A 15,060-nucleotide genomic window follows, 5' to 3' on the forward strand; every position below is an offset into this window, starting at 1 on the left:
ATTTAATTCTTTATTTTAAAAAACTATATGTATATTTTTACTTTTAAAAAAAGTATTTTTTACTAAAAAAACTATTTTATAGTAACATTAGAAATTTAAATTTCTTTTTAAAATTTATTAATTATCACCTTAATTTATAATACTTACTAAAAAAGCATATTTTGTTATAATTATTACTAATTATAAACATTAAAATGTTTGTGATTTTTTAATTAAAAGTAATAAAAAAACATAAATTTTCCTTTTTTATTACAAAGGAGTCAAAATGTCACGTAAAAAAATAAATCTTAAAACATTGGTCTGACCTAAATATGCAATTTCAGCTGTATTATTAAGTGCTATAACTGCAGCTACTTTAGGAACCATGTATTTTTATTCTAAAAACTCTGATGACAACTTAGGTAAGGAAAATCCTACAAAACGCGATGATTTAGTTAATGAATTTATTGACAGATCAACACCTCCTAAAACATATTTTATAGAAGCACAAAATCAAGCAACAAAAGAACAATATGATCCGAAAACTGATACAGTAATTTTAAGTGATGGTTCTGTTGTTTCTACAGTAGACTACTTAGATGCTTATTATAAAAAACATCATGCTATGCCATATCTAAAAATTAGTTATGGGTCTTTTAATTTTTTCAATCAATACATTGAAGCAGTTAGCCCAATCGAATTTTTTAAATTTACTGAATGATTTATGAATAATGTTTCATGAGGTCCAGAAATAATTACTTTAAAATCATTTTCAATTGTTAAAGGTGTTGAAATGAATGGTAATAATATTACGTTAGGATCACATAGTAATAGAAACAAAGAGTATACAACAATTAAATTTTTCCCAGATGCTTTTTTCGGTACATTGCCAATTTATTCAGAATTAGATGGTCGTGGGAACGCTCAAGATTCTCTTACATATAAACTAAACAGAAAAATTTTAACAGCTAAAGAAGTTCAAACATTTTTAGGAAATATTTCAAGATACAATAGTTTATCAAATTTATCAACAAATACTGTTAATAGCAATTTCTTTAGAGATATTATAAATATTCAAGACTTAAAAGGATTGAAACTTTTTGCCATAAAAAACGAAAATTGATTTAAAGAAATCAAGGATATATCTATTAATCAAACAGAAAAATCAAGACTATTTTTTAATAATCCATATCTTTTATTAATTGATGGAAAAAATGAAGCAGAAGCAAGACAAAAATTAATAGAAAAATTTGAAGAATATAAAAAACATGATGTTTATAAAGTTTTAGAAAATATTAACCCAAACACAGTAGCTTTAGAAGAAAAAATAATTACTGATGCAAAAATACAAGATAATCAAGCAACTCCAACAGATATCATTTCTGATGGATATTTAAATATTACTTTTAATGATAACACAAATATGAGAATTTTCAAAAGTTTTCAAGATGTGCAATCAAGAGATAAAAATAGTGCATCTACTGAACTTACTTTCAGAAATAATTACTTTCAAATTGATGAGGCTTTAGTAAAAGCTAAAGAAGATTTAGATGAATTAGAAAGCAAATATCAAGATTACATAAGATCTAAAATTTCTACAAACAATTTTGGAGAAGATGAAATTCTTTCTTTAAAAAACAAAGCAGATGAGTATATTGAAACTGTTAGAAATTTAGCAAGAATAGAACAAAGATTAACTCCAATGGAGCAAGATTATACTGCTCAAGGTACATTAGTTATTCAAGTAGAACAAGAAGAAAAAGAAATATCTGAACTTCAAAAATCAAATGAGAAACTAGATGCTGAAATAAAACAACTTGAACAAGAAATAGATTCAGAATCAAATGAAACTGAAAAAGCTAAAAAGCAGCAACAATTAACGGAAAAAAGAAATCAAGTAAATGATAATAATACGAATATAAATGCAAAACAAGAAAGAATTAGACAATTAAGACCAAGAATACTAAGTGAACAAGCGTTGCAAAATCTTAAAAATGAAATTGATAATTTAAAAAATCAGTTGAATAATCTCTTAGAAAGTAGTAATGAAATAGCTAAAATTTATAATGATATTTCAATTTTGAGAAGACCTTCTGAATACATAGAATTTTCAGAATTAATTAGAGGTTATAGTGATATTTACTCTAATTCAACATTTAAAATGATAAAAGAAAACAAAATAGATGATTCTACTGATTTGCAAAAAATAGAAACTCTTAAAATCTTTTTTAATGAATTATTTAAATTCAATAATATTTACAATAGAATTACATATCCATATGAAAATAACGGCGCTGCATACACTACTCCTTCTTATGTTGAAAATGAATTTTACAAGGTGGACATAGCTTTTCTTCCAAATACTCTTATTACAATGGACTCATTGGTTAAAAGTAGTGAAAAAGCCCAATTAAATTGAAGAGATTTTTACAATTTAAAAGGCTTTTTAAACGATAGAAAAAATATTGTTGGAGAAAACAATCAAGATGTATTTATTTATGTGGATAAATCAAAAGTAAGTGAACTAGGTATTAATAAAGGAAAACTAGAATTTAATTACAAAGAATTAAATAATAAACTTGATGAAGTAAATTTAAAAATAACAAATACCCAAGAAAAAATAAATAATATTCAAAATTTAATAAGCAATACTAATAATTCAAATAGTATTGCCTCTTTAATGACAAGTTTTTACCGTCAAAATAGTATTTTACCTTTTAATTTTAGACCAATAGGAAATTCTAATACCGACGATATTATTTCTAATGAACAAGTTTTTACCGTTTTATTAGGTGATAACGCAACAGGCTTGCCAGCTTATTTAAATGTATTAAAAAATGGCAATTCTTCTTCTAATGATGAGTTTCATAAAGTTGGAACTAATGGTTTATTGGAATTAATTAGAAACAAAGTCCCTGAAGATCAAAGATCACTTTTTGATTTATTAGTGGAAAATACTAACAAGAGATTAGAATTAGATTCAGTTGTTTCAACAAATTTTGATGTTGAAAAAATTAATGAATACTTGACAGCACTTGTTACATTAAATGAAAAAAGTTTAGAATGAGAGAATTTAAACAAATCAAAATCTTGATATTTTGATTATTCACAATTAAATACAGCTATTACTTTAATTAAAAACGTTGACAGAAGCTTAGAAATAATTAATGAAAATAATATTAATGAAAATGAAATTATTTCATTGCAAGAAAATTTAAATAATTTAATCTTAGAATCTAACTTTTATAGATATCAAATAAAGAAATTATCAGAATTACCTACTTTTGATAATGAAGAAATTAACGAAGCATACAATAAAATAGTTAAAGAATTTAATGATAAAAAAGAATAATACTCTCTTTTTGTTAAAAACTTAGTAAAAGTTAGAAATGAAGCTTCAAAAGCTAGATGAAATTCTGTAAACACATTAATTAATTCAAGCGAACCAAATGTTATAACACAAGCTCAAAATGTATTAAGTTTAGAAGATATTGAAAGTAAAATTACTGCAAAAGAAGCAGAATTACAAAAATTTACTACCTCAAAAGAAGAGTTAAAAAATAAATCAGATGAAGCTTTAAGAGCTTTAATAGAAAGATTAAATATCCCGCATAGTGAAGATGGAGATTTAACTAGAAAAGAAGCAATATTAAATTTAGCAAATCCAATAAAGGCTAGATTTGATGAATTTGTAAAAAATAGTACAAATGAAGCAGGACAAACAGAATTTAGTTGATATGAAACATTTGTAGATATTTACACAAATGGAAGTCAAGACGCTGAATTCAAAGGAATAAAAGAATTCCAAAAAGACATTGAAAAAGCTTTAGAGGTATATAACTCAACAAGTGATGAAAAAGTTAAGGATGAACAATCTACTTTGATTGATCAAGCTTCACAAGCTATTCAAACTAGATTAGGATTTTTACAAAGATTAAGAGTATTTTATTTATATTTCCAAGAAAAAAGTAATCAATATCAAACATTATTGGATGAAGTAAATAGAGGAGAAAAACCAGCTACTGATTTTCACGTTTTACTTTTTAGAATTTCAGGTGAATTAGCAGAATTTTTAAATAATACACAATCAAATCCATTCCCTCCTTTTGTTGGCAGAATAGTTTCTCAAATTAAAAATTTAATAGATACAAATAATCAAACAATTACAACAAAATATAGACTTTCAGTTCATACTCTTTATGAAACTTATAATTCAATTCAAACTAATTATGGAGATGCTTTAAGACTTGAACAAGTAGCACAAATTGAATTAGAAAGTTTAAAAGCTCAAAAAACTTCATTTGAGAAAATTCAAACTAATTCTGAGTTACAAAATCAATTGCAAAAAGTTAAAGAAAACGTTTCTATTTTAGAAAGTTTTTCTGAAAAACAAAATGAATACAATAATTTATTTAACCATTTATATCCAGCTGAATTAGATAATAGTTTAGCTATTTTAAGTGATGCAGAAAAGAAAATGAAAGAACTAGAAGAAACAATTTCTACATTCTTAAATAATGATTTAGTTGTTAAGAAAGCAAGAGAAAATTTAGATTCTTTAAAAGATACAAAATCTAAGTTAAATAAATCTTTAGATGAAATAAAAGAAATTGATAAATCTTCAGGTTTTGAAGAAGCTTTTAATGAATTAAATCAGAAATTAGAAGAATTTGAAAAAGTTGTTGACAACTTTTCAAATGACTACAAATATTCATTATTTTATGTAACACTTAGAGTACAAGGTCTTTTAGGAGAAAACAGTTCTTCTATTGATAGAAGAAATGCAATAAATGATATATTAAAGCAAACAAACTTTTCAAATGATGAAAAGAATGTTTTAGTTACTACTGTAGAATATTTTGATAATATTAAAAGACCTAAAAATATCAGAGATCAAATTTCAACAATTCATGATTCTGTTTTATTAATTGTAGATAAACTAGCTAATGCTTATAAACAAACTGCGCCATTAAAAAGTAAATTTATTGATGAATTAAAAGAAGACTTTAATAATAAAGTATTGTCTGTTTTTGCGCAACTTAATGAAGCTGATAAAAATAATGCTTCTATTTCTGAACAAATTAAAAATATAAATAATGCAATAACAAATTTTGACAAAGAATTAGCAAAAGAACATATACAATCAGAATTATTAGATGTATATAAATCAAGATTAAATAATATATCTCAAGAATTGGCGTTAATAGTAAGTGAAGACGCTAGAGGTGGGTATATCAACTCATTATTAGCATTATTAGTTCACGATGCATGAGAAAGATATAATAAAGAAGAGGAAAAACTTACAAGAATTTTATTACCAGTTGTTACATTTGAGTCTATAAATGATAAAGGAAAACTTATTTCTGAAGTTAATAAAAAAATATCAGAAATTGATGCTGAAATTGAGAGCGAAAGACTATTCTTGAATTTAGATCCTTCAAAAAGAGATGAAAAAGAAGCTAAAATAGCTGATTTAGAGGCTCAAAAATCAAAAGAACAAGAAAAAATAAAATCTCTTGAAAAAATAACTGAAATAATAAAAGGTTTAGAACGTTATACAGGTGAATATGTTAAATATGATAGAAACACATTCACAAGTACAAACGATATTAGAAGCTTATTTAACGCAACAGTTGATACATTTATTACAAGAGAAAATAATATAAATACAAGTTTAAATAGAGCAAAAGAAAAACTATCTGAATTTAGGGAATATTTTAATATAAATATTAGTAGTTATGATTTAGATAAAAGATTATTAAATATTTATAATAAAGCAGTTGATGATTCATCAAACCTTTTAATAAATTCAAGAATAAATGAAATAAATAGACAAACTTTAGAAAATGCTTTATTAACAGAAAAAGGATTTGATTTATTAAATTCTGAGGAAATACACATTTCGAAATCTAGAATTAAACTTATTGACGAATTAACGAAAAAAGGTATTTTAAAGGCAAATGCAACAGATGAAGAAATAAATAATTTGATTTATAAAGTTAATTTAACCAATATAACAAAAGATAATAGTGTTTTAACTTTAACCTTTAGAGAAAGATCGAAAACTTCAAATGCAGCGTATAGTCCTGACTATATAACTCCTTCATTAAGAGGATATTCAAATAAGTTTATTAAAGTTAATATTGATGCAAATATTTCAGATAAAAGAGTTTCTGCAATAAATGAAATATTCTCAGAATTAGGCTATAAAAAATTAGTTTCTCCTACTTTAATTAAAGAATCAGGAAATATATTAAATAGTGAAACAGGTTTAAGTGAAAAAGGATATGATGTTTTTGCAGATGCTTATGAAAATCTAACAAGCAACTTATTAGAAGAAGTCCCTTATGCGGGCGAATGATTGAATGGCGAACACATCGTTAAAAAACTTGATGAAAATGGTGAATTTGTTTATTCAATAGAAAATGGTCCTTATCTAGGTTTTAGTAAAGATAGTCGTGTAGGTTTATGAGCAATATTAAAAATGTCAGATCCTAATTTCAAAGGTATTTCAACAGACTTTTTAAAATTTGTTGGTGCACATGAATATGGTCATCATATGACACTTAATGGAGCACAAGATTTAGGAAATAAAGGAAATAAGCCAATCTTTATTAGTGCTTTAACTCCTAATGGAACTCCTAATATAAATAATTACTATTCTAGAGATGTTGTAGAGTTATATTTAGATGCTCGTACTCATGTAAAAATGGGCGCTAAGCGTTTATTAGATCAATTTGGTGTTTTAAGAGATTATGGTGAATATCCTGAATTCTATTTTGCTAAAAAAGAAAATGATTCAATAAGTTACGAAGATAAAGTGGAAACCCTTGTTAAATCATTGGAATCTGAAAAAGATATTTGAGGGGTTGACTTAAATGATCAAAGTTTAAGAGAAGCATTAAAAAATAAAAAACGTCGTTTCTTACAAAACTTTTCTGGATTATTAGAAGCTGTTAAGGCAAGAAGAGAGGCGAATGGATTAGTTGCAAAAGATGATGAAAAATGATTACAGCCATTTGATCTTTGAATTTTAAATGCAGTTGATAACTTTAGTGCGACACTGAACCCATCAATGAGCGGTACAGCTAAATATATGGTTAAAGAAAATGGCAAATATGTATATAAAGATGCTTCAATTAGAATGCTTGATGGTGTTTTAAAAGATGGTGCCGGTAATAAAGTTGTTTTTGAAGAACAAGTACAAGATAATGAAGTAAGATTTTTGCCTAAAGTTGTTGATGGTGAACGTAATTCAGAAGGACAATATATTTTGATTAGAGAAGTTTTAATGAAAAATAAAAACGGCTCACCGGTTATAAATGTTCCTTTAAATGTCAGATTAGATGATCAAAATAATCCTAATTATGATGCAAATGCAGTTCAATATGTAAATTCAACTATAGATAGAATAACAAGAGCTATACAATCATTAATTGTTGAAAGATATACAATAAATGGATGAGATAATTCAACAACAAATCTTTCTGTTGAACCTAGAATTAATATTGATTTTGGGGCTTTAAGATCAACATTCGGTAATGCAGCTCCTTCAACCATAGCAGATTTATTCTTTAATATATATAAAGATTATGTAAAAAATAGAGATCCTGAAGCAGGTCAATATAATGGCGGTCCACGTAATAATTTAATGAAATATTATAATAACGATGGAACATTAAATACTACTGAATTTACACAAACTGTTCCGAGCTCATTAATTTATGCAAACCCTCGTATTGTTTCACAAAATAATGAATTATCTTTTGGAAATGTTATTAGTACAATTTTCAGCTCAGGTAATAAATTTAATAATGTAATGAGTGGTGGTGAAGGGCAAATATTATTTATAGATAAAGAACATCAATATTTACCAAATGTAAATAACACAAAAGCTTTTGGTCAAATGTTTTTTAACGATAGTATTGGAGAAAATTTAATACGTAGATTTGAAATAAAAAGAAATTTAAGATGAATGGCATCATACACTCCGCAATTTATTTCAAATAGAACAAATGCAAATGTGATCTGATTGATGAAGGATTCTCGAAACAACGATATAAATGGTACAGCGTTTAATAATTATGAATATGATAACTTAGCTAAATTGTCAATAAATTATAATGATAGACTTGCAAATGAGGACTCAAATGCTATAAGTGGTTTATTTGGTTATATAAAAGATAAAAATAATCGTAAAGCTGGGGAAATATCATTTGATAATTATAATGATTGATTAGATTTTGTTACTGTTGATTTAAGAAAAGCAAGATACAATTCAAATACAAAAACTATTGACTGAAATATTGATTATGTTTCTTCAAAAGTTGATATTGAAGAATTCAAAAATAACTTTGAGTCAAATGTTTTAGTAAAACTAAGAAATAATGATGAAGAAGTTTATAATGCTTATTTAGAATTTTTTAAAGAAGCAAATAAAGATACAACAAATCAATTATGAGCAAACGAAATAATGAAAAGATTTAGCTTGACTGATTATGCAATGTATACAAGTAATATAACAATTCAAGATATTAAAGATAATCCTGATTATGCATGAATTTTTGATGCAAAATTAGGATACGGAGAGTTCAAGAAAGAATCATTTAGAATTGAAAATCATAATCCAGAAGAATGACAAATTTCAACAGATGGAATAATTTCAGCATATGAAAAATTAGCTGAAAAATTTGAAAGCTCATTATCAAGTTTAAACCTATATGATACTTTAATATTTGATAGTAAAATACAAGGTTATTCAGATCAAACATTCATAAATGTTTCTCTTAGAAAATTTGATTTGTTAAGCATATTTAGTTAATTATTCACAGGTACATTTGAAACAAGCCCTTCTACAAACGTTAGAGACTATTTCAGAACGAAAAATGAACGTAATTACAATGAATTCTTCTCAGATTATACTTATAGTTTTGCTGAAGTAATTAACCGTGATAACTTACAAATAACATATAGTCCATCAATTCATGAATTTGGCAATATGCCTAATTTCTTATCAGGAATAAGTGAAGCAAACACAGGATTAGAATATATAGTTGACGGTACTACAACTGAAAAATGATTGAATAAAGCAATAAGATTTAATGATCAAAATAATAGAAATGGTATAAGAAATTCTATTCTAGAATATGAAAGAATTTTTGACCAAGAAGCAAGCAGAAGAGCTAAAAATCTTAATTTAAAATATTCAAGAAATATGTTTGCGGTTGAAAATGATTTTAATGATGCGATGAATTATTCAAATAATTACTTTGGTCAATTCCAATCAATAAATAACGGTTGATTTAGAGATAGATGATATCGTGAATTTTTAGATTTTAAATTATATGATGATAACGGAATGCCAATTGTTGATGATACAATAAGAATTAAAAATTTAGAAGGCAATGTTGCAAAAGATAGAGTAGAAGCTTACTGAAATTACTACATTCAAAGTCAAGGTGTAGGAAAAAGAAATGTTTCTGGAATTTGAAGAGATCAAGATAAAGATGCTATTGCAATGTTTGGTTATTTAACTAAAGATATTGCCGAAAAAGCTAATTTTATAGCCTTTAAAGATAAAGACAACGGTGAAATTAAAACTATTGCAATTAAAAAACAAAACACAAATAATATGTTCTACTATAAAACTCAAGATTTAGAAAATGAAATTAAGTTTAATAATGGTGATACATCTGTAAGACATACTCTTGCTGAAGAGAAATATGATTATACAGATAAGAATGGTCATCATAAAGGAGAAGGTTTCGTTTCATGAGTAACAAATTATGAAGTTATGTCAAGATATAGAGATAATTTATTAAAACCTGGATTACATGGTAAGAGATATGAAATGTATTTTGCTTCTGATGAAAGTGGAAAAGAAAGAATTGCTGAAATAGATTTAGGAGATTATGAATCTGTTTCTGAAAATGGTAAGACTTTCTCACAAGCTCCTACAAAAATTGAAAAAGTCATAACAAAAGACAAAGATGGAAATATAAAAGAAACAATAGAAATGGTTATTTTTGACCAATTCAATGGTGTAAATGTTGGTTAAGGAGAAAAATGAATAAGAAAAATAAAATTATTTTATTAAGTTCAATAACAAGTACTACTATTCCGATAGTAGCTATTTCTTGTTCAACTAATTTTCACACGTCACAAAATTATGATTTAGGATTAGTTAGTGAGCCTATTAACTCTTTAAACTATATTAAATTTTCTTCAGTTAATAGAATATTGCCTTCTTTAGTGGAGTCTCCATTAAAATCAGGTCCAAATGAAGCATTAAAAAGAATATTAAGCTTACCAGAAATACCTATGGGTGCTTATGTTAATAGCGAAGTTCTTGATGAAAAAGAAGAAAGATTAGGTGTTACATCTTTGGATAAATATATACAAAATAATTCTGCTCCAACAACTGTAACAACTAGATTTTATCCTTTAGATCAATTCGGTTCTACTACAGGTACATTAAGTAGCGACAGCTCAGAGTATCAACCAGTAAGTGTAATTATGCTTAATAATAGAATACAAAGTATGAATTTATTATTAAATAATGGTGAAAGTAAATGAAGCAATAATGATCCGGTTACCGCTGATGATTATATAGATGCTATGCATTATATTTTAGATTTATCAACAGGTAGTCAAAAACTTACTTCTATTTTACAAAGAAAGTTCGAACAAGCAGAAGAATTAATTGAAGCTCAACATGAATATATTAAAGAATTTGGTATATCATATAAGAACCCATTTGCCTATCCAGAAGTTAAATTAGATAAAAACGGTAATTCTTATTATGATGTTTTTAATGAAAATTACAAACCTTTTGCTTCACAAATAGAAGATATTATAAAATATAGAAAAGAAAATAATTTACCAATTGATTCTTCTTCTATTGAAAATTTAAAAAACAAAGAAAAAGAATTGTTAAATAAATTAAAAAAATCAGCTTTAGGATTAGGATTATTTTCTGGCAGGTTATATTGAAATCACTCAAATAGAGAAATTTTAGAAGCAATACCATATTCTCCTGATTTTAATGAAAATGATAATGAAACAGTAATTATGTTAAAAAACCCTGAATATTCACTTTCAAAATATTCTGAAGCAGAACTTAAGTCAATACCTCAAAGAATTGCTGTTAAAATAAAAAAATATTTATATTCAGACCCAAGACAAACATTTTCAGAATTATTTAAAAATTTAACAAGAGATGCTAAAAAATTAAAAACAAGAATGACTGTTTCTTATTCAAAAGAGAAAGAGGAAGAATATAATGTTGCAGTAAATTCATTATATAGAGGTAATACATTAGACAATGAATTTACAAATAATTTAAATCCAAAACATTATAGACATAATAGATTATTTGCACTTGACGAATATTCATTAAGAGTAGAGTATCAATCTTATCAACCAACATCACTTTCTAACGCTGTGTCTGATTTAAACTCTAATTTAATTCCTATAAACAGAAAATTTGTAGAGTTAAATGGTGGTATCGCAGATTTTGGTTTAGACAAAAGCAAATTTTTGACAAATGGTGCGTTTAACATAGAAGATATTGAATTAGGTCCACAAGGCTATGTTATTTTAAATAAGAATGTTCAATATTATTCTTCAGATAAAACATCAAGTAATAAAATTAAAATCCTATTTAGTTCAGATCCAAATTTAAATGCAACATTATATGATGATAAATTTATAGCATCAACAAGGATACCTGCTGTACAACAATTAAATTACTGAGTTGATCCAGAAAAAAGAAAATATATGAGAAAATCTGCTGGTTTCGGGACTATTGCTTTAGCATTTAATTTAGATAAGGAAACCAATAGCAAATCACCATTACAAGATTCAAACCTTAGAAATGCTATTTATTATGCTATTAATAGAAATGAAATGTTAAATATAGTAGGATGAAATTCATCATATCCTGTTATAACATGAACGGCTTTTGGTCAAGGCGCTTCTGCTTTTGGTGATCCAATAGAAATTGCTTTTGATCATGAAGTTATGAAAACTAAAATAAATGATAAAGAGTTTCCAATTCAAAATTACACTCACTTAGACCATTTATCTAAAAACTATAATTTTGAACATGTTGATAGAACAGATAAAGCCTTTGATTTGGAAATTGCTAGAGGATATTTAGAGTTATTTAAAAAATCTAATCCTGATATTAAAAAAGTAGATTTAAAATATATTTCAAACTCTTCAGATGAACAGCAACATGCAGGTATAGCATTGCAAGATTTTATGGCTAAAGCTTTTGGTGATTTTGTTAACATAGAAATAAAAAGTTTACCAGAGAATGTCTATGAAGATTTTAGAACTAAAGGTGAGTATGATATCTTGTATAAAAACTTTGATGCATTTGGAACAGATGCTTATTCTTATGTAAGAGTATTTTTTAAAACAGATGAAATAGATACTAAAAATCAAAAAAATACAGGTTTTAGAAATAACCCTGCAGGATCTTGAGTTTATGCTAATTATTTTGAAGAATTAGGCTATAAAATTGATGAGAATGGAATAATTACTAGCTCAAATAATTTAAAAGCTGATGAAACAAGAAAAAGATTGAGAATTGATCTTAAGGTATGAAACAAAATACTTGAACTTGTATTTAAAGGCAAAAAAGTTTATGATAAAGAATTAAAGGCAGAAAGAATAGAAAATGATAATGAATTTTCAGAAAGATACTTAAGATTCTTTTCTAATAACTTTACTCAATCAGAAATAAAAGAAGGATGAACAGAACAAAATGCGTTTGCTATTATCGCAGCATTAGAAAAAATAGTTAGAGATGGAGCACCGGTAATTCCATTGATGGAAGTTGATACATTTTGAGAAATATCTCGTGTTAACGGTACAGATAGTTTGTTTACTTACTCATTGCAATTTGCATACGATACAATCAATCCACCTAAGCCAAATTTACCTACTCAAATAAAAGGACAATAATATTATGAAAGAAAATAATAATAAAAATAACTATTTCATAGATGATTTAGTTGAAATTCAACATTATAAAAAAATAGAAGAAAATCCATCATCTATTGATTTTAGATATAAAAAAGAAACTAAGAAAAAAACTTTTAAATCTTTTTTTAGACCTACTAGTCCTTTATCAAAAGGTTTATTAAGAACATTTTTAATTTTAGGTGAATTTCTTTTAATTGCTTTTATTGTTGTAACTATAACATTCTTTTTAATAAATTCTGTTCCCGGATCAACTGGTTTAACTTCAGGTTTAGACGAAGCGGCAGCTAAGGCAGTTGCAGAAAAATATGGATTAGATAAACCACTTTATATTAGATATTTTTATTACTTAGGCAACATTATTAAATTTGATTTTGGTGTATCGCTTAGTGTGTTTCCAGGAAAAAACATTAATGATTTTGTTTGAATAAGATTTTATAAAAGTTTTTTAATAGGAATATTTTCAGTTGCACTAACGCTACTTATCGGTATTCCATTAGGTGTATATGTTGGTATGAATCCAGATAAATTGCCAGATCATATAGCTACACTTGTTGTTTCAGTGTTTTCTTCTATACCTTCTTTAATATTTGCTTTATGACTTGTTTTAATAGGCAGATATGTAAAATTACCTTATTTATTTAATGAAAAAGACATTGCATCTTATATTTTGCCTGGATTGGCATTAAGTTTAGGTTCTATTATTGTTTATATTAAATATATTAGAACTGAATTAAATAGAGAGTTAAATTCTCAACATTCAAAATTTTGTTATCTTAAAGGTGTTTCAAAACGTCGTTTCGTTTGAACTCATGCGTTAAAACCTGCTTTATTTCCAATAGCAACATTTTTCCCAGTTGTAATATTTGGTAGCTTTATTGGTTCATTATTTATAGAACAAATATTCTTTATTACAGGAAGTGGTGGATTACTATTAAACGCTATCACATCAAAGGATTACAATATTATTTTATTTATGGTTACACTATTCTCATTAATTACAATACTTTCATATACAATGCGTGACGCATTATATGTAGCTATTGATCCACGTGTAAGAAAGAGAGGTTAATTTTATGGGTGTTAAAGAATGATTCAAAAATCATAATGATAGAGTTAAAAAAAGAACTCAGAGCCCTACAAATGAGCTAGGTAAGTCAATTGCTCCTAATCCTTTCTTACAGCCTTTACAATATAAAAGATGGGAAATGATAGGTAATTTATTAGAATTTCATGAAACAAGCAGAATGAAAAAAAGACAAAATGCATTTGTTGAATTTTTCTATCGTTTTAGTAGATCTTTTGCGGGTGTATTTGGCTTTGTAACATTATTATTAATTGTTATACTAGCCATAATAATTCCATTAGTTACTAAATATAATCCTAAATTAGTTAACGTTGATGAAAGATATTATACTTTCTTTACGCAAGGACATATATTAGGAACTGATAGTGTTGGTAGAGATATTTGAGCTAGATTATGATATGGCCTCAGATTCTCTCTTGCACTTAGTTTCGTGGCAACATTTATTCAAGTTGCAGTTGGTCTAGTTATTGGAATTATGATGGGGCATTTTAGAATATTTGATAAAATAATGACCTTTATTATAAAGATAATTTCAAATGTTCCATCAATAATAATTCTTATTGTTATAACTATTATTTTAAGACCAACATTTATGGTAATGGTATTTGCTTTATCATTTACTTCATGAGCAGGTATAGCAAACCAAATGCGTTCACAAGTTTTAAGAGCTAAATCATTTGAATGAGTTAGTGCTTCAAAAATATTAGGGACTCCAACATATAAAATACTTGCTAATTATTTACCAGTTTTAATTCCTTTATTAATTACAGAAATAGTCTTTCATATCCCTGGGATTATTTTAAGTGAAACATCCTTAGCGTTCATAGGTTTGAGTATTCCTAATGAACCAACATTAGGAAATTTAATTAGCGAAGGTTCAAAAATATTTACTACTTACCCAAGATATGTTTTAATTCCATCATTTATATTAATTTTAGTGACAACATCAATTCAATTAATGGCTAATGCTGTTCAAGATAGTTTATTAAGACAAAGATAGGTTA

6 protein-coding genes are annotated in these 15,060 nt (G+C 26.0%); all 6 read left to right on the plus strand.

All coding sequences use genetic code 4. The annotated features are described in order from the left end of the window. The first annotated feature begins 265 nt into the window (after positions 1–265). On the plus strand, positions 266–3,331 hold the full coding sequence (locus EXC47_RS02775; protein ID WP_220096569.1) for a PDxFFG protein: 3,066 nt from the start codon (positions 266–268) through the stop codon (positions 3,329–3,331). 528 nt (positions 3,332–3,859) lie between these two features. Further along, on the plus strand, positions 3,860–8,800 hold the full coding sequence (locus tag EXC47_RS02780; protein ID WP_129646926.1) for a rhoptry family protein: 4,941 nt from the start codon (positions 3,860–3,862) through the stop codon (positions 8,798–8,800). A 177-nt stretch (positions 8,801–8,977) separates the two neighbouring features. Next, entirely contained in the window at positions 8,978–10,036 is a 1,059-nt protein-coding gene (locus EXC47_RS02785) for a hypothetical protein (RefSeq protein ID WP_129646928.1), read from the plus strand. A gap of 8 nt (positions 10,037–10,044) precedes the next feature. Continuing rightward, positions 10,045–12,951 (plus strand): ABC transporter substrate-binding protein, encoded by a 2,907-nt coding sequence (locus EXC47_RS02790; protein WP_129646929.1) that lies wholly within the window; start codon positions 10,045–10,047, stop codon positions 12,949–12,951. Between the two features lie 4 nt (positions 12,952–12,955). Then, positions 12,956–14,041 carry an ABC transporter permease gene (locus EXC47_RS02795; protein WP_129646930.1) on the plus strand — a complete coding sequence of 362 codons (1,086 nt, stop codon included), beginning with the start codon at positions 12,956–12,958 and terminating at the stop codon, positions 14,039–14,041. A 4-nt stretch (positions 14,042–14,045) separates the two neighbouring features. Next, positions 14,046–15,056 carry an ABC transporter permease gene (locus EXC47_RS02800; protein ID WP_129646934.1) on the plus strand — a complete coding sequence of 337 codons (1,011 nt, stop codon included), beginning with the start codon at positions 14,046–14,048 and terminating at the stop codon, positions 15,054–15,056. The last annotated feature ends 4 nt before the right edge of the window (positions 15,057–15,060 follow it).

Origin of the sequence: Mycoplasmopsis maculosa, from assembly GCF_900660665.1 — a bacterium.
GTDB lineage: Bacteria > Bacillota_I > Bacilli_A > Mycoplasmatales > Metamycoplasmataceae > Mycoplasmopsis > Mycoplasmopsis maculosa.